The following is a 24,390-nucleotide window of genomic DNA, read 5'->3' on the forward strand; positions in this document are numbered from 1 at the left end:
GCCCCACAACCCGAGCTTCGACATACCCATGGTGAGCCTAGCCCTCTTTCTCCTTAATGTTCACATAGCCATCGCCGAGTACTGCATACAGCATAAACGTTGGGAGCCCCTCATCACCGAGCCCGCTAGCCACTTCGGCTACCTCGGCCTTATTCTTGAACGCGCCCTTGTAGTCAATAACCGTTAAGTGCCACATGACGCTCACATCGCCATCGTTGAGGCTTAAGCCATTTGTGTACGCGTGGTTCTTCCCTGGCCAAGCAGTTAGCCAGGCAAAGACTTGCCAGAGCTGGTTAGTACTCATCATCGGATAGCCATCATTGTCGATTGAGCCATCGGTAAGCATTAACCCGCACTGCATTGCCCTTAACTTACCATCACCGAATAGCTTGGGTATAGCAACATGAACACCCTTGAGGCCGGTAAGCGTTATGTTTACCGTTATGTTCCCCCTCTTAGCTACCCTCGCCATTTCAATCGCCAGGTGCTTCATGAACAAGTGCGCCACGAAAGACTTGTCCTTATTGAACGGCTCACCGCTAATGATTAACCTTGCTCCTCCACTCCCTAGTTCGTTGATTAACTCCTCAAGCTCTGGTCTATAGGTCTCGAGCCACTTTTTGCGTGCCCTCTTGGCTAGTTCGAGCATCCTCTCGCCAATGTCGAGCACCGCCCTCCTCAGGTTGGCTATACTCTCGTCATTGTTGCCCTCCTCGACCTTAGCCCTGATTTCCCGTAACCAATTGCTCAGCGCCCTTATTGACTCATCAAACGGTGTGGCTGATTCACTGAGCAATACACTCTTATGCCTCTCGACCCTGCTTAGGAACTCATTGATTAACTTCATGGCTTCTTCAACGACCCTCGGGTCATCAACTTCCTCACCGCACCTTAGCCTTGCCGAGCCCCTCATCTTAACGCCCCAGCAAATCCCTAGAGCCATGGAGACATCCAATGATTGACTCCCAACAGAACTAATAAGTCACTGCCGGACTAGTGCTGAATCGGCTTAAGTAAGCAATTGAGAGGTGGTCGATAAGGTCAGTGTAGTTCACATGCATTACGGGGAGAGCCCTAAGAGAGACCATGAGGTACACGGTCGAGTCGTTAATGGTCGGCGATCGAACCAACAAGTCTACGGAACCACAGACCACGTCCACGGCGAATGGCGTTAGGCCCAAGGCGCACATCAAGGGGGCACCCATTGCATAGGGAGGCTGTGAGGAGGACGCTGCAGGAATTAATGCATTAACCGAGACAGGGCAAGGACTAAGCCTAGGGGAGTGTTGCGTTAGAAATTTCTAAACGTGGCGGGTGTTCATTCATTAGCCGCGGATTGGCACGTGTTTTGTCATCATCCTGTGTTTTGTTGTGCTTGTTTTATGTTTTCTACGAATTTGCTTGTGGCATCCCTTATTATGTCGCCCCATGTAATTACCTACAATGCTGTGCATAGGATGCTTATCTAGGGCCTTCTTTATCGTTGATGTGAATGATGCTGGTGGTAGGGAGTCCGTAGATAATGGTTAAGGTAATGGTGGCTATGCCATGCCGATGTTTCTAGAGCGTTCAATTGCGAGAATGTTGTCAGGGAAACCGTAAATTCAAAGGATATCACCTAGGTATATTTGCTGATCCAACTGAGATAGCTAAATTCGTGCTTTCCTAACGTCAGTTGATTCATCATACATGAATGGGGCTGTAGTCATGGTTGACAGCGCAATATCTGTAGCATGATAAAACTAATTAATGTGGTATCAATTCCTAATGGATCGCTAATCTTATTGCTGTAGCTAAGTTGATTAGTGCTTACTTATTGGGTTTTGGTGAATGATTAGGAGTGTTAATTTGATTTTGTTTGTTAAGGGGTTGAGGACCTTTGTTTTTGGTATTGTTAGCGTTTTGACGCCTATCTACCTCGCCATGCTGGGTTTCTCGCCTATTTATGTTGGTGTTTCCCTGTTCTTTGTGGTTCTTGGTAATGTATTTTTCCAACGTATTGTTGACCTGGTTTGGTGATGTTCTTGGTAGGAAGAGGTTGTTGATTATTTTCAGCTTTCTTATGTTCATGTCTGGAGTATTGCTATTCTCATCCTCGTTATACCTGTGATTGCGTTGGCGTTATTTATCGGCAATATCAGTATTACGGGGACTGAGACTGGCCCTTTCAGTCTATTGAGGTTGGTGTTTTACCAAGATTTACAGGTAATAGGTTGGGCAGGATTTTGAGTGTGTATAATTTAATTGGTTATTCTGCCTCGTCAATTGGCGCCCTTGCATCTTCGTTACCGGCATACCTAGGCAATAGTCTATACGTCATTAGGTCTATGTATTTGGTTTATGCCATTGCCGGTTTAGTCATGGTGATAGTCTATAGCGCATTGGGTGGTATTGAGTCGTCAAGAAGGGGTATTGGCTTAAGGGGTTGAATAGGTCTGCCGTTGTTGATATTAGGAATTTATCGGTATTGTTCTCTATGGATGCCTTTGGTGGTGGGTTAGTAACGCAGTCCTTATTGTCGTATTGGTTTTATGTTCGTTATGGGGTGTCCTTGAGGGAATTGGGTATTGTGTTCATGGTTGTTAATGTAATTACTGCATTATCGTTGATGGTTGCACCATTGATTGCCGAGAGGATTGGTAATTTAAGGATTATGGTATACACTCACATTTTATCAAACTTATTTCTAATCCTAATACCATTCGCTGGAACATTCCCTGGAAGTCTCGCGTTTCTTCTGCTAAGGCAGAGTGTTTCTCAAATGGATGTACCCTTAGACAGGCATTTATGGCGCAAATATTTAGTGATGAGGAGAGGGTCGCTGCTAACGCAATAACGAATACCGCGAGGAGCATCAGTTCTCTGCCTGGATCACCGATAGTTGGTTATTTAATATCCATAGGACTCTATTCTCTACCTTTCGTGATTAGTGGATCGGTAAAGATAATTTATGATTTAACAATATACTTTATGTACAGGGAAAGGGCTAGGTAGGGTCATGAACCTTCACTCGCATTTTCTAGGTGAGGTATGTAATAAGATTATGATAATTACCTGCCAAGTAACCAAATTTATGCGTATTTTCGATGGATATTATCAGTAAGCTTTTTAAATCTGAAATAGAAAGTAACCAGAAATGTCGGCTTCATTTCCAATGATGCAGGATCCACCATAATCCTTTATTACCAATTCAACGGTAAATCACCAAGAAGGAAGATACCCGAGGGAATTAAGGTCCTTGAGAGGAAATACTATGACTTAGGCTCCCTCCTTTGGTTTATCGAGGCCTGGTATTGGGAACCAAGGGACGGCAACTTTTACTTTGAGAAAGGCTCAGATATACATCCAAAGGTGCCGGCCGTATACCTAGTATTACCACCGCTAAGCGCTTCACCACAGAAGGTGGCTACCGATGGTGGATCAGGGAATACTGATAATGCTAACAAGAATTTCACCATCTTATCACTTATACTCATGCCAGTGCTATACATGATTAATGCTATGATCTCTAACGTAAACACCCAGGCAAGTACATATACGCTAGATACCGTTTATGAAGTTTCTTCAACGGCTATTACCAGGGCATCAATGCTAACCTTGAGTTTAGCGAAACGTAGCTTTAGCAGTACGTAGCCTAGGAATGGAGGAATAAGCCATGGATACTTGTTATACTCAGTGGTCGGTTTTCTCGTCACCAATCCGTCCTGGAAGGAATCAGCACCAGGGTTATTAAGCCCAGTCCCTATTAAGTATTTAGTGATGATTAGTGACACAACCGAGCAGTGAGGAACGAGGGCGTGACTGATCACACGCTCCTGACTAACTCGAAGACCTGCCCACCAATGAGCCTCCAGTGGTCGAAGTCGAACCTGGCATAGACCTTTTTACCGCCCAGGACCTTTGGCAACCACATCACGTCATCACTCCACATGTTACCGTATGGAACACAATCCACGCTAAACCAAATGGGCTCAGCCTCATCGGACTCCCTAGGCGTGCCTTCGAAGTCCCTGGCCAGGAAGACATGAACAAAGTGCACAGACTCAACCCGACCATCCTCATAATTCCAAAACTCAAGAAGCCCCACCCACTCCAGGTTCTTCGGCGTAATACCAACCTCCTCCCTACACTCCCTAACTGCGGCAGAGACCACGTCCTCACCATCCTCAACCTTACCCCCAATCCCATTGTAATAACCAGCACCGAGCCCGCGCTTCTTCCTTATCAATAGTACCCTGCCATCCTTAACAACGTAGACCAGGGTCTCTATGAATATCATTACCTGGTTCATGTTGCGCCTAAAATTAAGGATTCTTAGGTAATTAATCGTAAATTACTTCCTGGCGATCCTCTCTATCTCCTCAAGATCCTTCCTTGCAGTTTCTATTCCAGTCAGCAATGCGGTTACGGCCATTAGCAGTACGAAGGCCCCAACCAGCCCAGGTACAGCATTATTGAACCAGTGTAGAGGAAGATTGGCGTTAATGCCCCAAACACGAAATTCACAACCCTATTTAGTGAAAAGGCTATGCCATCGGCGAAGGACTTAACCTCCACCGGGAAGACCTCTGTCTGAACAGTGTACGCACCACTAACCACTAGGAATGTCAGGAACATAGCCAAAGACAGTGAGTACCCAAGCCCTGGGGTTTTATACGTAACCGCCACATACCAGAAAATAAGACCCAAACCAACCAGGGAGGCCATTAGTAGGATTCTCCTACCAATCCTATCAAGCATTAGTGAACCAAGCATGGCGCCCAACGCGGCGAAGATCCAAAGAGTCAGTACCGTATTTAGCATATTGCCGTAGCCGCCGCCCCTGAGAGCCACGAGCATTGGCGTGAATATCGTGAATATCGACGTCGTACCCGCACCGACCCAGGCAGCCGATGAGTAAATAAGCATCTTCCAATAACCCCTCCACACTTCCTTAAATGATAATCTTCTACGCCCTGGGGCACCCCTGAGTAGCCACCTTGATGACTCCGGCAACCTACTCCTGAGTAGTATTACTATGGCTGAAGGCACAGCACCGGCGCCAAGAATAATCCTCCAGAGGGTATTGGGTGGTACACCTGCAGTGAAAAGCAGGTAGGCCAGTAAGGCGCTGACTAAACCGCCGAGCGGCATCATTATTAACGAAATGCCCAGTAGGAAGCCCCTCCTCGACGCTGGTGACTCCTCAGACAGTAGGGCTGGCCCAGACACTATATCGCACCAATGCCAAAACCAATCAAGAACCTAAGCACTAAAAGCTGCCCTGGGGATGTGACAAATGCAGAAATGAGGGAGCTAATTAGAAAGAAGATAATGTCACTCAGCAGCGCAGCCCTCCTGCCCCTAAGGTCGCTGAACACGCCAAAGACCAGGGCACCAAATACACCGCCTATATACGTAAATGTACCAAGTAACCCCTGCATCTCCGGACTCAGGTGCATTAAGCGTGTTAGGAATGGCAGGACAATGCTAATATTGAGTAGATCATAACCATCGAGAAACGTCCCCAAACCAATAAGTATTGACAGCGGTACACCACCCCTATATCCAGCGCCTGGGTTCATTAACCAGGTGAATCAGCGATGCGCCTAATTAAAAAAATAACCAAAGCGATTAAGCATGGACAACCCTAATGATGCCAGGCTCACCCTCCCTACCGCTGACCTCGAACCTCACGCCGAGCAATTTCTCGACTATGTATATATTCGTTAGTGCGTGCAGGGTTATTTTAGAGACTCCGACAATGCCTCCGCCGGCGAGCGCCATGTAGGGTATCACCATGTCACCCATGTGCTCATCAAGCGCCATACCACTCCTCAAGTTCTCAAGCAGCTTACTGGCCGCCTCCTCACCAACCACCTCCGCAGGCTTACCCCTCTCACCAAGCGCGTCCGCGCCCTTCACCAAGCCCCGGTTTGACACGGCCCACAGCACAATACCACTGCCGGGCCCCAGGTGTGGGTCCCTGCCCTGCTCGTAGGTCTCCACGGCAATGTCAATTGGGGCCTTAACACCAGCCCTAACCAGGTACTCCCTAGCCGAGTTGGCCTGCCTATGAGCCACGTGGGCCGGCAACCTAACCGCGTGCGAGATCCCCCTGACCTCTCTCAAATCACCAAACTCAATGACCTCAACAGGCCTTAGCTTACTCGGCTCTACCGTAAGCACAACCTCACCACCACCCCTTGGGTAGTGGCCTCGCCTGATTAACCTCACCTCAGCCTTGACACCGAATAGGCTGAGTATTGGGAGCATGATGAACCTCACGTAGTCGATTGGCGGTGACCAGGGCACGTCAGTGCCGCCGGTTATCGTAACCACACTCCTACATGGAGCAAACACGAGTATTGGCAATATCGTCTGGATGACCAGCGTAACTGCACCTGCAGTGCCAATATCAAACCTAAACTCGCCGCAGCCAATCCTCCCCGGCCTAAACATAAGCTCCGTGGAGCCCTTCACGGCGCCCGTAACCTGGGCATTGGATATCCTGGCGGCAGCAATAACGCCGGTCAGGTGCTGCTGTTGAAGCCCCGGATTACTCCTCTTGGCCCTAATGTTGTATATCCTAACGGGCTTACCCGTAATTGCCGATAGCGCCAGGGCAGTCCTAAGTATCTGCCCACCACCCTCAAGTACAGAACCATCAATCTCCACAAGGCTCATCACGCAAACAACCAACAAGGACTTTAATACTTAACGCAATCACCATTAAGCCTCCTAAGCTCATCAACAACATCAGCACCAACCACCCTCGCATCAACATAATCAACGAAGACGGAGAAGACGCAACAGAGGAGCCTAATGACCGTTGCAACGCCGTCTCTACCCACAGAGGCCCTATCACCGGCTCAGCCGTTTCCCTCGTAAGGTGAAGTACATACTTATTAACATCCCTAATGACCCTCTGGGCATCCTCATAACCAGGGCATGCCTTAACCTTGCGCCTAAACTCCCTGGCACTCCCGCGTTTGAGGTATGGCAGGTAGTAGGTTACGTCCTTATACCTCCTACCCCTAACAATCTTGAAGAACTGAATCAAACTACGGGAATGAGCAAGTATGGACTCAATAAGCGCCGCCTCAATAACACCCACATACTTGCCCGAATCACATACAGCGCCTAGGTTCATCAATACCCTATACATGCTCAACACCCTCTCATACTCACGGGCAACCTCAATCAGGTAGCCCCTAAGTGAACTCATGCGATTAAGTGCCTGGGACTAGTTATATTAATTTAATTCAAACTAAACATAGAAAAGCCTAATCGCGGTGTTGACTTGATGGTCAACGAGGGCGAGGAGGCTCCTGACTTCGAGTTACAAAGCCACGATGGAGAGACAATAAGGCTATCAAACTACAGGGCAGGTGGGTAGTGCTCTACTTCTTCCCAAAGGCCTTCACCAGCGGCTGTACGAGGGAGACCCAGGAATTCACTAGGCTCTGGGATGAATTCGAGAAGCTGGGCGTGACGGTCCTGGGCATAAGCATAGACTCCGTAAGCACACAGAGAAGGTTTGCGGAGAAGTACGGCGTGAAATTCAAACTACTGAGCGACAGCCAGAAACGCGTATCGCAGGCATACGGAGTGCTAAGGCCCACAGGGACTGCTGAGAGAGTCACATTCATAATAAACCCGGAGGCAAGGTGGCCAAGGTGATTAGGAGGGTCAAGCCGGAGGAACATCCTGCCAAGGCCCTGGATTTCCTGAGACAAAGTATGTAAAATAATGCGGTAACAATAATACTTATTCAATGAGTTAAACCTGCCCAAGGTAATACTTTTAAGGGATGACCATGACCAGTCAGCTAATGACCAGGAACAAACTAATACTCATACTCACAACACTCACATTAATAGCTGTCACATCAATAATCACAGCCCACGTACTTGCGGCAACACCCACGATGCACCCAATGATTAGGCATGGCATTGGCTATGCATCAACAGTCTACAGCCTAAACTGGGCTGGCTACGTAGTACCCGCACGGGAGGGTACTGTGACCAGTGTCGCGGGCTCATTCATCGTACCATCCGTGACCTGCACCAAACAAACAACCTACGTAGCGCTCTGGGCAGGACTAGACGGATACAACGACAGCACAGTGGAGCAGGCAGGGATAGCCGTAGAATGCAGCGGTGGTAAGCCCATGTATTGGTCGTGGTACGAATTTTACCCATCACCCTCCGTTGAGATAAGCGGATTCACGGTCAAGCCCGGCGACGTGATATACGTAAACGTGACATACGTAGGGGGTAACTCATTCCAAATAACCATTAAGGACCTGACAAGGAACGAGGCATACACGGTGGCGGGCAGCGTAAGTGGAGCACTACTCTCATCGGCCGAGTGCATACTGGAGAGCCCACCGTTAATGGGCAATTAACGGCACTGGCAAACTTCGGAACTGCGTACTTCGGGCAGGACTACACGGATGTAATGGGCACGTGTTATGCAACCGTGGGCGGTAGCACTGCTGCCTTCGGAAATTACCCATCAACCGTAGAAATAGTGATGACTGCGTACAACGGGAAGATCCTAGCACAACCAAGCACACTAACGCCTGACGGATCAAGCTTCACAGTAACATACGTAAGCAGCGGTAAGTAATGATCGTCGTATTCGCTTACTTACGGCATTAAAATATATTATGAGATTAATATTGGAATATAAGAATTAATTCAAATTGCAAAATCTTATCATTTATCTTAATTAGTACTTTGCACCACCTTGCATCTAACCCTTTAAACTTTGATATTGAACAGTTAGCAAAATCAAGCGTCTCTAATAAGTTAACTAAGTTAGAATCCTTAGTTAATAATGATGCATTATTTTTATAAGCATGAATTATATTAATGACATCTCTACCAAGCTTTCTTAATTCTCTCTTACGTGAATCTTTACTACGGGATTTTGTACTTATTTTTCATTTACTATACGAGACACTTCGTATGCATCATTTAATACCTCGCCATTAGTATTGACTACCGATATACCTAGATTATTGATTAGTCTCTTCACAAGTTCGTCAGTGAACTCCACTAAGTTTCTATTACCCAATTCTTTAGGTGGTGGTGTTAACGATTCCACAAACTTGTCAATAAGCTTAAGCATAAACTCACTCATACTTAAGTCACTCATTAATAATCTTTCGGCGCTAACCAATAGGTCTCTTAATGATTTACAATACTTGGCTTGCTTTATACTATCTTCAACGCTATTACGGTAACTAATCATGTGAAAGCACTGATAATAATCAATAAGGATATTTGTATCCACTAAATACATCGTACCTCCCTACGGGTAATCACTTTTCCGTAAACCTGATACCAAGCTCATACAATGTAGCAAATGAAGCGCAGGAATTTAGAAATCTATCTAATTGCTCATAACCATAACCAGCCTTAATCAACACATTTTCTGCCTCACCCTCCTTACCATAAAATACGAGAAACGAGGAAGCTAATAAATACATGGCCCTTTCGCCATCACCGAGCAATGCCTCGTCCATTGCCATGCCGAGTAGGAGTAATGCCTTATCAAGTATGTAATTACCAACTCTAGATACGCCTCTATAGCGTGCCATGCAGGCTGCGTGCGTGAGTACCCTACCTGTGTTTATAAATAATATTTGAATTCTATTTAAATCCGTAATAATCTCGCCACCTTCAATCACGACCTTCTTAAGAAACTCCTTATACTCAGTATTAAGCAGGCCAAACCTAGCCAGGTACTGAAAGACCTCATACATTGCCCTCGCGAAATCAACAACAAACGTCAATCGACCCCTCCTAACCTCACTCACTAAGTATTGAGCATCAGCCCTTAAATCATTAATCTCCTCATTTACTAAATCAACGCACTCATTACCCCGGCAATCCCTAATCGTGTTAATCAAATTCGTGGCATGCTGGAATAACGTACCAATAGCTTTACGAAACATATTATCCAATTCCACAACATCTGCCTTACTCATCCCTAATGACTGAGCAGATAGCATGAGAACCAACTACTTAATACTATGGTTAAAATAAATATTTAAACATTGTCTTTCAATTAAATAAAATATATCGAAATTAACAATATCATTAACATAATGAAACGTTATTTTTAATAGAAAATATCAAGACACTGACTAAATACTATGAGCTTGCTGTTACTGTGAATGGGTATGTTTGGCCGCTGACGGTTGTTATGTAGCCGCTGTATTGTATTCCGACTGCGGCTGTTTGAGTGCCGCTGCATGTTGCCGTGATGCCGCTTGGCACGGTTACTCCACCATTACCACTGACGCTTTGGACTCCAGTGAAGGCGCCATTACTTATTGTTAGCGTTATTGATAATTGACCTCCCTGAGTTCCAGCCGGCACCTGCACTGGGCTTGAGAACACGCATGATAAACTACCCAACGTGAAACCATTAACGCCAACACCACTACTCGACGGATTACTAATCAAAAGCGTTAAGGTAGCAGAACTACCCGAACTAACACCAGTCAAACCAACAGCCTGCACCTGGAGGGTGGGGGTTGTTGGGGCGCATTGTTGTAGTTGGGCTTGGCATGATTGATACTGTCCCTGTAGGTTATTGTACTGATTTTGTAAATTCATCAACTGGTTTTGGCACATTGAGTATTGGCTTTGTAAATTACTGTACTGGCTCTGCAGACCCGAGTACTGGCTCTTCAAGTCATCATACTGAGCTTTAAGGCATTGTATGCAGCCATTAACGTTGAGTAATTCTGGTTACTCACAAACCATAGAGTACCGAAGACCGCAGTTAGGGTGAGAAACACCATTGAGAGAGCTATCCATAGACTGCCTGAGTCATCACTTACTTTCAATCCTAAATAATTAATAAACCATTCTATAACAAACCGAAGACGATACACAGAAAATTTACAATCACCGAGACAATGATGAAGAATAACCACACCAGTTACAAATACTAATAGTACCAACATGAGAATCCCATAAGCAATAAACTACATTAATAACATCATTAATAACATCACTAACCATTAGACAAATCTTTATGGGAATTGTATCTGATAAGGGTAATGAAGACTTCATGTTTAACGTAATCAATGAAAATAACAGAATACTATCAAGCAATTTAGAGATACGAAAACACATCTAACTAACAATTTAGGTAATTAATGCACGTTTACGAAGCTAAGCTTGACGGAAACAAAAGGCTGCTTGACGAGTATGAGACGCTAGAGCCAAGAATTGAGTATATCATAAAATAGAGAATTAACGAGAATACAACGAGCCCAGAGCTTAATATCTAAAGCCCAACAATCAATGACCTACCCTGAACAAGGATACAATGAAACATGCTCGCTAAAGATTACCGTCTAGAGCTATTACGGGTTCAATATGGGCCTTAACTTCTTCTTTAAACACTTCTCAAGCTTGTACCTTAACTTGTTCCTCTTATTGCCTTGCTCCTCATTTCTTAATTTCTCGCACGTGACCACGTATATCTTTAAATTATTGATTTTTTTCTTTCAGAACTTTATTCTTAACGAACTCCTCCCTACCCTTGGCATCAAGCCCAGCCCATTCATTACTGTTGGCGCAGATTTCCTCAAGGTGATGCATTAGGAACCTAACAACACCCTCGGAACCACCTATTTTACCATTGCAGTGATCCTGCAACCTATTGGCCATATTATTAGTCTCACCCACGTAATAAACCCCAGAGTCATCAAAGAAGACGTAAGCACCAGCCCCATTAACATCAATGCTCCTGCAATCATAAACACCAGACATGCAATCATTAGCAGAAACACCAATAATATCCAAACAACCCCTAACGGCTCGCTCAATGTCGCTAACCTGAACCATCAATTTAACTATCAATTGTCCTCTAATTTAAAACAATTATTTAATAAAGAGTAGAGTAATATATTAGTATCCTGATATTAGGAATTAATACTAAGTGTGCCAATATATGGCTGGGTATTGGCTATTGATGATGAATGAGGAGAATTACAGGTACGCAATTGAGAACGGCATTTACGGCTTGCCTGAACAATCAAGCAGGCTCAGGAAGCTCATTAAGCCTGGCGATAAGTTCATAGTTTACATAATAAAGAGAGATTGCAAGGAGCTCTGCGAATCTTTCGTAGCAACCCTAGAGATCACCAGTGACTGGAGAAGGTCTAACAAGCCATTGTGGCCCGATGAAGTTAGGGAGGGCAAAATATTCTATCCCTGGGTAGTTAATGTTAAGGTGATCGTGAGTGGTAAAGTGGAGTTTAATGAAATTAAGGACGAATTATCGAAAATACTTGGTATGAAAATTGAAAATCCAGGAAAACTTAGACTTAACTCAATGTATTATTGTATTATTCAAGAAAACCACTGCTAAGCGAAGTAGGCGAGCTTATCAAGGAGAGGTTGAGGAAGAAAACCGAGGCAACGGAATTAATGAAGCAAGGTGAGATCGGCCATGACGAGTTAATCAAGATGGCTAGAGATATCGGTGAATGGCTCGGCTTTAGGGTTGAGAAGGAGTATAATATTGATAACTTTAGGGTTGACCTAGCCCTATTTAAGGAGCCCAGAGCTGTGCCTTTCGCCGTTGTTGAGGTTCACGTTGGTGGTGACATGTATAAGGACCTAGCCTTCCTAAAACATGCCTATGATAGGTACGGCTCCAGGCTAATCTACGTAATCACCAAGGACGAGGAGACCGTGATGAGACTAATAAACGAGGCAGTACAGGGCGCATTTCACGAAATCAAGGACCAAGTAATCATAGTAAAAGCTCAGGAACTAAGGCAATTACATGAAGCATTAGAGCCGGAAGGCATAAGGAGGCTCATCAATGAATTAATACAATAAGACCATACTAATACTTAACTGCCTTAAGCATGGGCATTGCTGAGGGTCTCGATCATGAGTATTCCCTGCCAAGAACCAATACTATACCCAACTCATTAGCCCTACGCCTTAGGTATTCCGCGACCTGCTCAGGCGCGGTCTCCACAGCAAGTACTAGGGCGTAAACCCTCCTATTGAAGAATTTCTCCGCGGCCCTGGCATTATCAAGGAGCTTCCCTACCTCCCTCTCAGCCTCATCAACGGAGGAAACCTTAATGGTTGCCTCGCCAATAACCAATGGATCATAACAAATGGCATCTATCTCCCTGGAGCCATCCACCGGTATCGTCACGTTCACCCTAACATCACAGTTAATGCCTCTACCCTCGAGCCACCTCTCGATCCAATGAGCCGTGTAATACTCATAGGCACCACCAAGCGAATCCCTAAACTCAACCAAGGCACTCAACATCCACCTATTGAACCTCCCCTGCTCCTCCCTAAACGCCCTAAACTCCTGCCAAAGCTTTTCCTGATTCTCGGATAATCTCCTAATCTCCTGCCAAATCTTGTTGTTCTCCTGCCACAGTCTCTCTATATTCTCATTGATCCTCTTATTCTCTTGCCAAAACTTCTCAATGTTCTCGTTAATCCTCCTATTCTCCTCCCAGAGCCTGTTTATGTCCGTTCTCATGGCATCCTGACCCTCGGCAAGCCTCTGAACGGTCCTAGTCAATTCATTAACCGCATTAATTAATTGCCTAATCGAAGACTGAACATCAGAAATACCCAAAAGCCCAACCACCGCCAACCTAAACTCCTCATCCTCCCTCAACAAACGCAAAAACTCATCACGAAAAGATATCCCAACACTACTCCTATTTAACTAAATAAAAACCTATTGATAAGGCCATGGAAAATAAATACATGTAGCAATGAATATGCCACCACGTGTATAGCATCACTAAATATCGCACCGCATTTAACCATCAACAGTAAGCAATAATAATTACCTAACAAGAAACCCATTACGACTTAACCCATTGGCTAAATAAAGACTTATCTCAATCATCAACATTATCAGCATAATAATATGGCACTCACCCTGATACTCCGCTAAGGTTAATTAATTCAAGACGCGTTAACGCGTCAAACAATAATAGTCGTTTCAGAACCATTAACATTGTTTAATATTGATTTATTTCTCAATTAATTAATATGTATTTCACAATTAAGAATAAAATACGTAAATAAGTTTGAGCAAGCATATGGTACTGCCCAGGTGGGTTTGGGACTACATTAAAAACACGATGGAGAACGGATACTACGCAGAGATAAGAGGCTGGGTTAGAGACGCAGTCGCACCAAGACACTCAGTTAGGCCAACGGTGTCTGAAGTCTCATCACCATGCCCAACAAAACGCGACACATACCTAAGACGCGTCGCTAAGATACCTATGGAGGACAGTGAGAGCCTAAGGCTTGGCAGGTTAATTCACGAGGTCTTCCTGGCACCATTTAGAGAGTCAATACCATTCTCGCAACTTGATACTAAATTCGAAGGCATAATCAGTGAGTACGGCGATTTAGGCTCTAAATATAGGCTCAGTTATACGAGGTCTATACAAAGGCCGTGACCATGGCCCTCAACGCCCGTGAGGAGGGAATACCAATCAGTGTCGAACCAGCAATACCAGGAGCCCCAATTGGGCTCTCCGACATTATTAAGCCGGACATACTCGTGGGCTTCATACCGGTGGAGTTAGTAACTTCGTCACCAACGGAGGAATTAATTAATAGGAAGGACATAGCCATTACGGCATACGCACTGGCCATAGAGCTTGGATAGGCCACCCAGTGGACATTGGCGTAGTACTCCATATAAGCATCAACGGTAAGCCAAGACTTAACTGGAGGGTTGTTAAGATAGATGATGCTTTAAGGAGGGCATTCCTGGACATGAGGGATACCGTGGCAAGAATAATTGAGAATGGCGATGACCCAGGGCCAGCGAGTTCCTGTCCAAGGACATGCCCATTCTACGGTGTCTGCCATGGCCAATGAAATATACATAACAGAGCCAGGGACGAGAATTATCGCCAGGAAGGGCTCTATAATAATCATGGGCAGGAACGGCAATAAGCAAGTATTGCCGCCAAACACAGAAGAAGTGATAATCGCGACATCGAGAGCCTCAATAACCACAAAGGCAATTAGGATACTAGCATGAAGGGCATAAACCTAGTAATCCTAAGCCCACTCGGGGACCCGGTGGCCATCATAACACCCCCGGTGATTAATAAAACCGTAATAACCAGGGTCAAGCAATACGAACTATTCTTAAACAATGAGGCAAGACTCGAACTAGCGCGCAAAATAATTGCATGCAAGATCGAGAACCAGGCAAGACTAATTAGATACTTCGCCAAGAGCCGCAGAGAACCATCACTAAACGACATTGCCTACTCAGTATCATCAATGGCAACGCAATTAATGTCCATAGAAACCAACAGGTTAAACCCCGAGCTCATTGAAAGCATCGAGGCCCAGACAGCCAATAAATACTGGGACGCCGTAACATCACTACTCCCCAATTGGCTTGGGTTTCACGGCAGGGACCCAGAGGGCACAGACCTCATGAACCTGGCCCTGAACTACGGCTACGGAATACTCTACTCGACAATGGAGAGGTACCTAATAATGGCCGGACTAGACCCATACCTAGGCATACTCCATACAATAAAGAGCGGAAAGCCGTCACTCGTCTTCGACATAGTCGAAGTGTTCAGGCCCGTGGCGGTGGATAAGCCATTAATAACGGAGATAAGCAATACCAAGCTAAGCACCATAAACGGCTTCCTGGACTACGACTCAAGGAGGACCGTGGCCAGGATAATACTAAATAACCTAAACAGGGACTACGTAAACCCAAGGACAGGGAGGAGATCACCATTAACCGAGATAATGAAGCACGAGGCCTGGCACCTAGCCTCAATAATTAGGGAGGGCAACGTCAAGAATTACGAGTGCTTCACCTGGGTGTTCTGAATGTACGTGGTCGTCTCGTACGACATAAGCAGCGATAGGAGGAGGCTCGAAATAATGAACAAATTAAAGGCAATGGGCTACATAAGGGTACAAAGAAGCCTATACATAGCCAGGGGCGGCAGCGCCTTAGCCAAGGATACGGCAAGGGCATTAACGAGACTCATGGGCCGGGAGGACTCCGTGATAATACTAATAATTGATGGGCAAACACTAAACAACGCAATAAAACTGGGAACCGCAAACCTAACAATACCAAATGGGCCCATGGTGATATGATGGACTACATACCAATAAGCATGGTGAAGGAATATGTCTACTGCCCAAGGCAGGCATACTTAAAACTAATGACCATGAAGGAACCACCCACGGAATCCATGAAATACGCAAAACAATTAACAAATACGGAAAACATAACTAAAACCATAAAAGAACAGGGAATACAGGGAGAAATAAAACTAGAAGTACCAGTGAAGTCCACAAGTCTCGGTATAGTGGGCAGGGTGGACGCCATAGCAATAAACGGAAACAGGGCAACCATAATAGAAACAAAACTAAACATAGGAAACAAAAAGAAACTATACACAAAGTACAACCACGTACTAGCCCAAGTAATGGCGTATACAATAGCCGTAGAAGAAACAATGAAAACCACCGTAGACAAAATAATAATCATAAACCAAGAAAAACAAACAACAATAACCATAAAACCCACACCAAACCTAAAAACATGGATAAAAAAGAACAATCCAAGAAATGAAAAAAAACACATACAAAACCAAGAACTACCACCAAAAACAACAAACAAAGCCAAATGCAAAACCTGCCACTACAAAAACATATGCCCACCATAAAACACGATTCAAAACAAACACAAACCAACCCACCATAGACCAACCACACCAAACACAAAGAAGAAACCTTACTATTCTTTAAAGAACATCTCGAAAGGCACACCTGAGGAGATCCAGCAATAGTTATCTATTAAGCCTTATATTCTCTTTAAAGATTATCGTACATCTTAAGGGCATTTAACATACCAAACGAGCCAAGAAAGGCCTATCCTTCTATTCTCTTTAGAGATTATCTCCATTAGGTAGGACTTACCACTGCCCGAGTCGCCATAAAGCAGGACTCCTTCTATTCTCTTTAGAGATTATCAATGGTTCCCAGACGGCTACTGTGGAGTGGTACGGCGTGCCAAGCCTTCTATTCTCTTTAGAGATTATCCACCTACAACAACAACAATTTCGCCAACTGCTCAAGTAGTCTCGCCCTTCTATTCTCTTTAGAGATTATCACCCAGGCCAATACGAGACGTTGAAGGCATGGTGTAATAATTACCCTTCTATTCTCTTTAGAGATTATCTCGATCTTCACCCTACTCGCCAGGGGACCATGCCTGAACAGTTTCCTTCTATTCTCTTTAGAGATTATCAGCCCCTACCCACGAGGGGCTTCTCAGTGAGTAGGTTTTTCCACCTTCTATTCTCTTTAGAGATTATCGCAAACGATCGTTAAAAACTCCCCCGGGGGGAGTAAGTGTTTTTTTCTCCTTCTATTCTCTTTAGAGATTATCCATCAATCATGTTCCCAATGAACATTGTTCCTGCAAGTAGCCTTCTATTCTCTTTAGAGATTATCTGGACGGTAAGATAGGCATTTTCATCATTGCTAAATCAAGGAACCTTCTATTCTCTTTAGAGATTATCGGGACAGGGTATTTAGAGGCGTAATCCCTCAGGCAATCGGCTTTCGTCCTTCTATTCTCTTTAGAGATTATCCGAGGCGTTACTATATAAACTTATTTATAAGCTTTCCCCACATAGTCTTTTCTAGCCATTAGAACAGGTATGCCCACGATCATTCACGGTACGGGTTTGTTCCCACGATATGCTTAATGAGCTAATCATCGTTCTGATGCTTGCATTCATTTTTACATGAACATACCTGTTCCCACGATAGTGGCGCCGTGGTTAAATAATGAATCACCTCAGTCCAGCCTCCACATCTAATTCATAGATAACACCGATGCCCTCACTAATGACTAAGTCCGCATCGCATCACTGGGTCTTCGCCCTGCCCACGAGCATTAGGCCTAGGGGCGTTAACTCGTAGTAATGAGCCTTACCCCTCTTTTCATAACCTATCAATCCCTTCTTGATGAGCCTCACGAGTATTCTCTGGACGGTGGCCATGGATATGCAGCCTCCCGGCTTCCTACAATCCCTATTGAGCTCGCCGTATATGTCCTTAGCCCTGTGCCTGCCGAGGCCTATTAACTTGAGGACCCTATACTCATCATACGTTAAACTGGCCAGCCTAGGCACCACGGGCCAGGGGACAACCCTCTCCTCAACACTCCTAAACAAGGCCCTAACAGACGGACTCTCCTCCTCAAGCATCGCAAATACACTATCCACCGCAACACCCACGTAGGGGCCCACGGAGCTAGGGCTAGGGCCAGGAACATCAACGCCGCGCTTAGCCACCTAAACCCACCAGCCATACCAATGATGACCCTACACGGCGCGTGATCCTCAACCAACGACCTAAGCCTAGCCACACTACCCGCAAACCCATCCCTAGGTCAAGCCAAACATCAACAACCTCAATCCCACTATCCAGCTCATTAACAAACTTATGAAGCGCCTCCATGGCCTCAACCGGAGGCTGCTTCCAACGCCCCCTAAGCGCCTCCCTAGGCACCTCCCTAGGCTCACTATTAACCAGGAAAACCACATCACCACCCACGGGCCCAGCCCTAGCTAAGGCCTGCCTAGCATTACCTGGATAAAGCCCAACACTAATCATCACACACTTCCTAACATTCAACTTCTCCATAGATGGAGAAACACCTCAGCAGAAAGTATATAAAACTGAGCCTGTGGTCTCAATTTGATATGGAGGAGGAAAAGAAAAAAAAGATAATGAAGAAAATATTGGCAGAGTTATTAAAAGCTTACAAAATATTGCATCAGATAAGGACTTAGCATATCCGCTTAGAAATTACGCCTTTAGGCTTATGAGACTTCATGATGTTGATCTTGATCTTTATAAGGAGGAACTCATGGATTTTCTATACTTCCTAAAATCAACAGAAAAGGTTAGTCAAGATATAATTGAAAATATATCTAGGCTAAAGTGGCCTAAGCTTAGGGAAGTTTTGGTCTCAATAATACCGTATTTAAATATAAAGGGTGAAGAGCAAGTAACTCAACCAACCCAAAGCGCACAGGGTGATTTAAATGCAATCGCAGGCAAATCAGAGCAAGGTGGAAAACGTGTTCTTCTCAATGTCCATGAGGTTCATAGTACCTATTGAGCATGCGAATATGATAGGTACAATAGCTGAATCAAACATTACTAAGCATAGATTTATACACATACCAGTCCTCATGAAACTCAAGATGGAAAAGTTAAATATAGACTGGTGAAAGTTCCGGCAATTTCCGGGCAAGCCGTTTTGAATGCTTATGAAAGGGCGCTCGTTGATTATGCCAACGAGGTGGGTTTACCTGTGGATAGCGATTGCAAACAATATAACTTCATTAAGCATACTAACGACAAGCAGGGAAATGAAGATGATTGGATCAAGAATTGCGTTGTTGAGGATATCACTGGTTACTTGGCACCGCAGATCGGCATTAAGAAGACGTCGACCATCTGGTTTTCATACATTGTACCTGACTTAACTACTGGAAAGGCATTGCTCGATTATCAAATGTTCACTAGATTCACGCCAGAGGCAAAGAAGGGGGAACAATTCATCGGTGAGCGTGAGAGTGGACATGCTGTTTATAGGCTTAGTGTGGCGATTAATGTTAATGCGATTGGACGTAATGGTAAAGGTGAACTTGTAATAATTAATTATGAAGATAGAAAGAAAAGGATAGAAGCTGCATTTAGGGCATTAATGCTTATGCTTAATGGGGGTTACATAGGTGCTAATAAGACCCGTGCCTTAATGATTGAGTACACTAAGCCCGCGTCCTTCGTGGCAGCCGTATCGGTTGGTTTACCATTTATGGTATCACCGGCGGAGGGTTATGACTACATAGACGACACCTGCCAGAGGGCTTCAAAATTCGTTGAAGAGTTAGGTGGTGAAGTTCATCTATATTACTTGGCCGGCACCGACGCAAAAGAACCTCAGCAATGCAAAGGTAATGGATTAACAGCTGAGCTTGTTAGCACTCTTAATGAGGCTATTAGTAAGGCTCTCAGTATAGTGCTTGAAAAATTAGGGTTAAAGGAGCAGGGAAATAAGGCATAGTAGGGTAAAAAGTATGACTAGGGCATTTGCCGTTAAGTTGAAATTACATGGCCCGATAACAATTCAATACCCATCCCTGAGCACCGCAGGTGGTTCATACCTACTTCCACCACCATCAACACTAATTGGCGCCTTATACTTTGCGTATACATCTAAAAAGGGTGTATATAAGGAAGTTGAAGAGATTAATGGCAAAAAAATGTTCACCAATTTATAAATGGATTAGCGAAAACGTGGTGCTTGATGCTGTTGCAATACCGTTAAGTAAGATTGCTATGGCAAATACTTTATTAAGATTATTTAATTGGACCAGGAGTGTTAAAGAAAACCCATACACTGTTGGTTATGTGGGTTTATCCTACATAACAGAGCTTATTGCCATATACGCTGTGAATGATGAATATTTCAACGAATTAAAACGAAGCGCATGGGGTATTATCAGGCTTGGAAAGAAGGAAGGGCTTGTAAGCGTCTTAGAGGTTACTGAAGTTAATGTAGAGAGACCCGAACGACTGATAATCCATAGCTATCTCCCAAAGAATGCAGCAAAAATAATCAGCCATAGCTACGATGTTTTTATGTTCCCTAACCCATACTATGATGGTACATACTGTGGCGGGAGACCGGAAATAAATGAATACGTATTTGCTGAGGAAGGAGTTGAGGTATCTGATCCTGGTTCAAATTATAGAGTTATTAGGTACGGCAATAAGTACGCCCTACTAAGGTGGTCTTAATGACCGCTTGGGAATATACAACACTAGGATGGTTTAAGAAAAACGCAGTAGCTATATCCACTGATAAGAGCTACTTAATGGATTTTGTAAACGCATTAAGGCAGATGAGAGACATAAACAATGTTAGTGTGCCCTTAATGAGAAATGACCTACAGGGAAGAAACCTTAGAAGCGGCCCGCTCGGCAGGATAATAAGATTTATTGAAGATAGGACGAGCAATAGGTTCGAAATTAGAAGGGCAGATTTCATACCTGGTAATATTGTATTAAATATAATTTCATCGGTTCTCGGAAATGACGAGTTATGGAGTGCAAGTGTACCTGGTCTTAACACATTGCCTAAGGTGCTCGTTGCGGAGTTGCCAGCAAACGTGAGGGGGTTCTTAAATGCTGGCGAAACTAGTAGGTCAGGGCTATTTGTACCACCACTAGGGGATATAGCACTAGGTTTTCTTGGTGCCGTTCTAACGTATGTTAATAGCATTAGGGATAAAAAGGGAGATCATTACATATATCTTGGCTTATCACGTGACTTATGGATTAGATTAGGTGGTGGAAGTGCTGTGGATGTGCTGAATCAATTTAACGACATCCGTAGATTATTTAGAACAGTCTTAGATCGGGTTAGGGAAAAGAGGGGCTTAATCATCGATTACGCATTTATTTATATAGCAGCAAAGATTAGGCAATACCTGCCCAAGGGAATAAGTATTAAGGAGGATATTATTCATAGTAATTATTATGTAGATCTTCTCACGTTATTCAGGGAGAGGAGAAGCCAAAACTTTATTGCAACGCTTGACACAATTTCATTAAATGACTACATCGCCGCAATTTTAAGGTCGGGAACCAGAAGCATAATCCTCGGTATGGGTAAATTACTGGAGAGCTATAATGAATTAACCGAGATTAAAAAGGGTGGACGTGAGCTTGGGAAGGACTTAATTGATGTCTTAAACACAATCACCGAGGATATTATTAGGTTCAGTAGCAATAATGATTGTAATGAAATTGCTGAGTTAGGGTACGTAGTCACACTTTTCATTAATGAATGGCATGATACTCTTAGAAACTTGGCTAATAGCGATGCAAATATTTCAGGGGCATTAAAGCTATTGGATGGCATTAGTAGTATTAGGTGCTGATGTATGAGGGAGTTGATTAATGAGGCTCTTGACTACTTAGTCAATAATTATCCCAGGGTTAGGGTAGTACTCATTGAGGCTCCCACGGGCTATGGTAAGACCTATAACTCGCACATCCCATTTCTTGAATTCAATAAAAAGGGATTAGCTCGCGGGTTCATTTATGTGGCGCCTACTAGGTCCTTGGTTAGGCAGCAGGCAAGGGACTTCCTAAGTAAGTTACAGGGTTACTCAATAAGTTATCAGTCAATGGATATAAACTTAGAGGTTCAAGTACCCAATGCTGGGCCTGTACAGCTGAAGAAGAATCCTAAACTTAGTAGTAACGTTAACATCACAACGATAGATTCATTCATGTTTAACCTAATGCGCATGCCTGTTGAATCCCTCAATAAACCGGCCAAATGGCGCTACATGACTTATAGAAGCTATATATTCACATCATATGTATTCCTCGACGAAGTCCATTTAATGGTCGAGGATTCCAGCATAACGCTGGCATCATTATTACTTGGACTTTACGAATTAATACTCTCGGCAACCCCTACAGTCGTTGCGACGGCAACGCTTGGTGATAATAGGATCAAGTGCTTAGCATTAGGTGAGTGCGGCAGCATTAAATTAGGGACCTACTCCTCAGTAAAGGATAGTGTTAGGGTCTTCAGGCTTGGAAATAAGGAGTCTAAAGATAGTATCTTCATAACCGTCCGAGACAAGGACTGGGAATCCAAAACAACAGAGCAGATTTTCCAATTCAAAGAATTAAATAATTACAAGGAAATCATCAGTGTGATTAAGGAATATGGCGATAGGATCCTCATTTTAACAAATACGGTCAAGAGAGCAGTGGATATATATGAATTAGTCAGTGAAGAGTTGGGTGATATTGCACTATTCCATAGTAAGCTAGATGAGTATGATAGGGACGCGAATGCTAAGATTATTGATAGCGCAAAGGTCATAGTGGGGACTGACGCGATTGGCGTCGGTATAAACCCTAAAAATGTTAAGATACTGATTATGGACATACCGCCTAACGTAGATACATTCATCCAGAGGATAGGGAGAATATGCAGGAACATTGATAATGATAGGGACTGTACTGTTTACCTATTAAAAGATAATGAGAATTTACCTAAGTATTACTTAGATAATAAAGATAAATTAGGGAGCATTAATTGGCGCCTACCCTATAGGTGCTGCGGTAAAGAGGGCTACTCAGCCTTAATCAATAATTATATGCCAGAACCAAAGCTCGACGTTACGGCTTATCAAGACCTCCTCTCATCCCTATCCTTCGTAATCATTGAGCAAGAGGATTTGAAGAAGAAGTATAGGAGGTACTGCAACCTTGTTAGAGACTCCGTAATAATTAGGGGCATTACGAAAAGGGACGATCCACTCATTCACTCACTCCCACTGTCTATGGAGGATGCAGAAAAGGTCATTAAAGAACATGGTAAGGAAATTGATATAGTGGCATTCTTATTGCATATTACCGATACTGATGTTAACGTGAATTATTTAAACATTGATGATAATGATAAAAAGATAATAATTAGGATTATACAAGATAGTAATCGCAATGAATGTGATAGGTATTTTGAAATTAATGATCTCATTAATAAGAAGTATAGTAAACCTAGAGACATTATTATGTGGGGCTTAGATGTTTCACGGATTTACAGAAGTGGTATTGGGTTGGTGATTTAATAATGGGGTGCTACTCCTTTTATAATGAGGATTTTAAGGAACATGCATTGAATGTTTACAAATGTGTTAAAAATGATGCTAGATTACCTATAATCACAAGAAAATTCTCCCTTATCATGAATGCCTCCAACATCGAGAAGATGATCAAAGACCTAATACTAATCAGTGCATTGTTTCATGATCTAGGAAAGGCCATTAAATATTATCAGGAGGGCGACTTAAGAAGATTCCCTGGTCATGACTTTGTCGGTGCATTAATAATGAAGGAAGCGATTACATACATAAGTAATAAATGTAGTTCAACATCAACAATATATAATAATGACTATATGAAATATATTATTGAGTATATTTTAATCAGTGGTTCGCTTTTCCATCTTTATCTACATAGAGGTAAGGAGGAAGGTTGGAAGATTTATGGCATGGAGGAAATTAGAGAAGACGGCTTAGAAATATCTAAGGAGTGCATACATAGCATCCTTGATACCTTAAATTCATTTAAGGGGCAAGCATCTAAAGAAAGTAAGGCATTAATAGAGTGCATAGCCGAGGCATTTGAAAGTGGTAAAGTCAATGAATATCTTAAACAGTACTGGAGGACTGACTTAAAAAAATATTGATGGATATTATAAGGAAAT

Annotated in this window: 33 protein-coding genes, 3 pseudogenes and 1 CRISPR repeat array; of the genes and pseudogenes, 21 read left to right on the plus strand and 15 right to left on the minus strand. The window is 43.8% G+C overall.

Translation table 11 applies throughout. The features are described 5' to 3' along the window. Positions 1-37: 37 nt before the first annotated feature. On the minus strand, positions 38-955 hold the full coding sequence (locus JCM16161_RS02400; protein ID WP_243668730.1) for a hypothetical protein: 918 nt from the start codon (positions 953-955) through the stop codon (positions 38-40). Between the two features lie 19 nt (positions 956-974). Continuing rightward, positions 975-1,205: a hypothetical protein gene (locus tag JCM16161_RS14300; protein ID WP_243668732.1), complete on the minus strand. Its 231-nt coding sequence runs from the start codon at positions 1,203-1,205 to the stop codon at positions 975-977. A gap of 625 nt (positions 1,206-1,830) precedes the next feature. Between JCM16161_RS14300 and JCM16161_RS14305 the strand changes: the two genes are divergently transcribed. From JCM16161_RS14305 to JCM16161_RS14315, 3 genes are all read left to right on the plus strand, one after another. Then, entirely contained in the window at positions 1,831-2,019 is a 189-nt protein-coding gene (locus tag JCM16161_RS14305) for a hypothetical protein (protein ID WP_243668733.1), read from the plus strand. 194 nt (positions 2,020-2,213) lie between these two features. After that, a complete protein-coding gene (locus tag JCM16161_RS14310; protein WP_243668735.1) occupies positions 2,214-2,429 on the plus strand; it encodes a hypothetical protein in 216 nt (71 codons plus the stop codon). Next, positions 2,426-2,836 carry a hypothetical protein gene (locus tag JCM16161_RS14315; RefSeq protein WP_243668737.1) on the plus strand — a complete coding sequence of 137 codons (411 nt, stop codon included), beginning with the start codon at positions 2,426-2,428 and terminating at the stop codon, positions 2,834-2,836. The genes JCM16161_RS14310 and JCM16161_RS14315 overlap by 4 nt, the downstream gene beginning before the upstream one ends. Positions 2,837-3,317: 481 nt before the next feature. Here the strand turns inward: JCM16161_RS14315 and JCM16161_RS02410 are convergent, their stop codons facing one another. The 6 genes and pseudogenes from JCM16161_RS02410 to JCM16161_RS02440 all read right to left on the minus strand — a co-directional run bounded on the left by JCM16161_RS02410 (position 3,318) and on the right by JCM16161_RS02440 (position 7,207). Further along, complete coding sequence (locus JCM16161_RS02410; protein WP_054854885.1) at positions 3,318-3,521, minus strand: hypothetical protein; 204 nt, start codon at positions 3,519-3,521, stop codon at positions 3,318-3,320. Positions 3,522-3,551: 30 nt separating this feature from the next. Further along, a complete protein-coding gene (locus JCM16161_RS02415) occupies positions 3,552-3,809 on the minus strand; it encodes a hypothetical protein (protein WP_243668739.1) in 258 nt (85 codons plus the stop codon). Further along, positions 3,806-4,279 (minus strand): 8-oxo-dGTP diphosphatase, encoded by a 474-nt coding sequence (locus JCM16161_RS02420; protein ID WP_054855049.1) that lies wholly within the window; start codon positions 4,277-4,279, stop codon positions 3,806-3,808. Before JCM16161_RS02420 ends, JCM16161_RS02415 begins: the two co-directional genes overlap by 4 nt. A gap of 134 nt (positions 4,280-4,413) precedes the next feature. After that, a pseudogene (locus JCM16161_RS02425) lies at positions 4,414-5,564 on the minus strand (MFS transporter). A 49-nt stretch (positions 5,565-5,613) separates the two neighbouring features. Next, entirely contained in the window at positions 5,614-6,666 is a 1,053-nt protein-coding gene (gene rtcA, locus JCM16161_RS02435; RefSeq protein ID WP_054854889.1) for an RNA 3'-terminal phosphate cyclase, read from the minus strand. After that, positions 6,647-7,207: a hypothetical protein gene (locus tag JCM16161_RS02440; protein ID WP_054854890.1), complete on the minus strand. Its 561-nt coding sequence runs from the start codon at positions 7,205-7,207 to the stop codon at positions 6,647-6,649. The genes rtcA and JCM16161_RS02440 overlap by 20 nt, the downstream gene beginning before the upstream one ends. A 78-nt stretch (positions 7,208-7,285) precedes the next feature. Between JCM16161_RS02440 and JCM16161_RS02445 the strand changes: the two are divergent. The 3 genes and pseudogenes from JCM16161_RS02445 to JCM16161_RS14320 all read left to right on the plus strand — a co-directional run bounded on the left by JCM16161_RS02445 (position 7,286) and on the right by JCM16161_RS14320 (position 8,613). Continuing rightward, a pseudogene (locus JCM16161_RS02445) lies at positions 7,286-7,727 on the plus strand (peroxiredoxin). 86 nt (positions 7,728-7,813) lie between these two features. Next, a complete protein-coding gene (locus JCM16161_RS02450) occupies positions 7,814-8,389 on the plus strand; it encodes a G1 family endopeptidase (protein WP_243668741.1) in 576 nt (191 codons plus the stop codon). Continuing rightward, positions 8,353-8,613, plus strand: a complete 261-nt coding sequence (locus JCM16161_RS14320) for a hypothetical protein (RefSeq protein ID WP_243668743.1) — start codon at positions 8,353-8,355, stop codon at positions 8,611-8,613. The genes JCM16161_RS02450 and JCM16161_RS14320 overlap by 37 nt, the downstream gene beginning before the upstream one ends. 309 nt (positions 8,614-8,922) lie before the next feature. Here JCM16161_RS14320 and JCM16161_RS02455 read toward each other — a convergent pair whose 3' ends face one another. From JCM16161_RS02455 to JCM16161_RS02475, 4 genes are all read right to left on the minus strand, one after another. Then, positions 8,923-9,168: a hypothetical protein gene (locus JCM16161_RS02455; RefSeq protein ID WP_243668744.1), complete on the minus strand. Its 246-nt coding sequence runs from the start codon at positions 9,166-9,168 to the stop codon at positions 8,923-8,925. 142 nt (positions 9,169-9,310) lie between these two features. After that, positions 9,311-10,003: a hypothetical protein gene (locus JCM16161_RS02460; protein ID WP_054854892.1), complete on the minus strand. Its 693-nt coding sequence runs from the start codon at positions 10,001-10,003 to the stop codon at positions 9,311-9,313. Positions 10,004-10,145: 142 nt separating this feature from the next. Beyond that, positions 10,146-10,691, minus strand: a complete 546-nt coding sequence (locus tag JCM16161_RS14325) for a type IV pilin (RefSeq protein ID WP_243668745.1) — start codon at positions 10,689-10,691, stop codon at positions 10,146-10,148. Positions 10,692-11,498: 807 nt separating this feature from the next. Beyond that, positions 11,499-11,855, minus strand: coding sequence for a GIY-YIG nuclease family protein (locus tag JCM16161_RS02475; protein WP_243668746.1), 357 nt, complete (start codon positions 11,853-11,855; stop codon positions 11,499-11,501). Positions 11,856-11,982: 127 nt separating this feature from the next. Here JCM16161_RS02475 and JCM16161_RS14330 point away from each other — a divergent pair, with 127 nt between their 5' ends. Further along, positions 11,983-12,381, plus strand: coding sequence for an EVE domain-containing protein (locus tag JCM16161_RS14330; protein ID WP_243668747.1), 399 nt, complete (start codon positions 11,983-11,985; stop codon positions 12,379-12,381). Next, positions 12,354-12,857 carry a hypothetical protein gene (locus JCM16161_RS14335; protein ID WP_243668748.1) on the plus strand — a complete coding sequence of 168 codons (504 nt, stop codon included), beginning with the start codon at positions 12,354-12,356 and terminating at the stop codon, positions 12,855-12,857. Before JCM16161_RS14330 ends, JCM16161_RS14335 begins: the two co-directional genes overlap by 28 nt. A 52-nt stretch (positions 12,858-12,909) precedes the next feature. Here the strand turns inward: JCM16161_RS14335 and JCM16161_RS02485 are convergent, their stop codons facing one another. Further along, entirely contained in the window at positions 12,910-13,674 is a 765-nt protein-coding gene (locus tag JCM16161_RS02485; RefSeq protein WP_243668749.1) for a hypothetical protein, read from the minus strand. A 418-nt stretch (positions 13,675-14,092) separates the two neighbouring features. Here JCM16161_RS02485 and cas4 (JCM16161_RS14340) point away from each other — a divergent pair, with 418 nt between their 5' ends. The 6 genes and pseudogenes from cas4 (JCM16161_RS14340) to cas4 (JCM16161_RS02505) all read left to right on the plus strand — a co-directional run bounded on the left by cas4 (JCM16161_RS14340) (position 14,093) and on the right by cas4 (JCM16161_RS02505) (position 16,735). Beyond that, entirely contained in the window at positions 14,093-14,473 is a 381-nt protein-coding gene (gene cas4, locus JCM16161_RS14340; protein WP_243668750.1) for a CRISPR-associated protein Cas4, read from the plus strand. 2 nt (positions 14,474-14,475) lie between these two features. Continuing rightward, positions 14,476-14,900, plus strand: a pseudogene (gene cas4a, locus JCM16161_RS14345) (type I-A CRISPR-associated protein Cas4/Csa1). Next, entirely contained in the window at positions 14,890-15,066 is a 177-nt protein-coding gene (locus tag JCM16161_RS14350; RefSeq protein WP_243665637.1) for a hypothetical protein, read from the plus strand. The pseudogene cas4a and the gene JCM16161_RS14350 overlap by 11 nt, the downstream one beginning before the upstream one ends. Next, the gene (gene cas1 / locus JCM16161_RS02495; RefSeq protein ID WP_054854896.1) at positions 15,063-15,884 is read left to right on the plus strand and encodes a CRISPR-associated endonuclease Cas1; all 822 of its coding nucleotides are present in this window, start codon (positions 15,063-15,065) and stop codon (positions 15,882-15,884) included. The genes JCM16161_RS14350 and cas1 overlap by 4 nt, the downstream gene beginning before the upstream one ends. Next, positions 15,885-16,160, plus strand: a complete 276-nt coding sequence (cas2, locus tag JCM16161_RS02500; RefSeq protein WP_054854897.1) for a CRISPR-associated endonuclease Cas2 — start codon at positions 15,885-15,887, stop codon at positions 16,158-16,160. Beyond that, on the plus strand, positions 16,157-16,735 hold the full coding sequence (gene cas4 / locus JCM16161_RS02505; protein ID WP_054854898.1) for a CRISPR-associated protein Cas4: 579 nt from the start codon (positions 16,157-16,159) through the stop codon (positions 16,733-16,735). Before cas2 ends, cas4 (JCM16161_RS02505) begins: the two co-directional genes overlap by 4 nt. 65 nt (positions 16,736-16,800) lie before the next feature. After that, positions 16,801-17,665: a CRISPR direct-repeat array (repeat unit 25 nt; unit sequence CCTTCTATTCTCTTTAGAGATTATC). A gap of 279 nt (positions 17,666-17,944) precedes the next feature. Here the strand turns inward: cas4 (JCM16161_RS02505) and JCM16161_RS02510 are convergent. Both JCM16161_RS02510 and JCM16161_RS02515 read right to left on the minus strand, forming a co-directional pair. Continuing rightward, complete coding sequence (locus JCM16161_RS02510) at positions 17,945-18,373, minus strand: hypothetical protein (RefSeq protein ID WP_054854899.1); 429 nt, start codon at positions 18,371-18,373, stop codon at positions 17,945-17,947. After that, positions 18,366-18,725 carry a hypothetical protein gene (locus tag JCM16161_RS02515; protein ID WP_054854900.1) on the minus strand — a complete coding sequence of 120 codons (360 nt, stop codon included), beginning with the start codon at positions 18,723-18,725 and terminating at the stop codon, positions 18,366-18,368. Before JCM16161_RS02515 ends, JCM16161_RS02510 begins: the two co-directional genes overlap by 8 nt. Positions 18,726-18,906: 181 nt before the next feature. Here JCM16161_RS02515 and JCM16161_RS02520 point away from each other — a divergent pair, with 181 nt between their 5' ends. The 7 genes from JCM16161_RS02520 to JCM16161_RS02550 all read left to right on the plus strand — a co-directional run bounded on the left by JCM16161_RS02520 (position 18,907) and on the right by JCM16161_RS02550 (position 24,372). Continuing rightward, complete coding sequence (locus tag JCM16161_RS02520) at positions 18,907-19,206, plus strand: hypothetical protein (RefSeq protein WP_054854901.1); 300 nt, start codon at positions 18,907-18,909, stop codon at positions 19,204-19,206. Positions 19,207-19,314: 108 nt separating this feature from the next. Next, complete coding sequence (locus JCM16161_RS02525) at positions 19,315-20,157, plus strand: DevR family CRISPR-associated autoregulator (protein WP_054854902.1); 843 nt, start codon at positions 19,315-19,317, stop codon at positions 20,155-20,157. A gap of 13 nt (positions 20,158-20,170) precedes the next feature. Then, the gene (cas5, locus tag JCM16161_RS02530) at positions 20,171-20,374 is read left to right on the plus strand and encodes a CRISPR-associated protein Cas5 (protein ID WP_054854903.1); all 204 of its coding nucleotides are present in this window, start codon (positions 20,171-20,173) and stop codon (positions 20,372-20,374) included. A 16-nt stretch (positions 20,375-20,390) separates the two neighbouring features. Then, entirely contained in the window at positions 20,391-20,894 is a 504-nt protein-coding gene (locus JCM16161_RS02535) for a hypothetical protein (RefSeq protein ID WP_054854904.1), read from the plus strand. Continuing rightward, complete coding sequence (locus tag JCM16161_RS02540) at positions 20,894-22,039, plus strand: hypothetical protein (RefSeq protein WP_054854905.1); 1,146 nt, start codon at positions 20,894-20,896, stop codon at positions 22,037-22,039. The genes JCM16161_RS02535 and JCM16161_RS02540 overlap by 1 nt, the downstream gene beginning before the upstream one ends. A 3-nt stretch (positions 22,040-22,042) precedes the next feature. Beyond that, entirely contained in the window at positions 22,043-23,752 is a 1,710-nt protein-coding gene (locus tag JCM16161_RS02545; protein ID WP_054854906.1) for a DEAD/DEAH box helicase, read from the plus strand. Between the two features lie 2 nt (positions 23,753-23,754). Then, a complete protein-coding gene (locus JCM16161_RS02550) occupies positions 23,755-24,372 on the plus strand; it encodes an HD domain-containing protein (RefSeq protein WP_054854907.1) in 618 nt (205 codons plus the stop codon). Positions 24,373-24,390 lie beyond the last annotated feature (18 nt).

The sequence above is a fragment of the Vulcanisaeta sp. JCM 16161 genome (assembly GCF_001316285.1).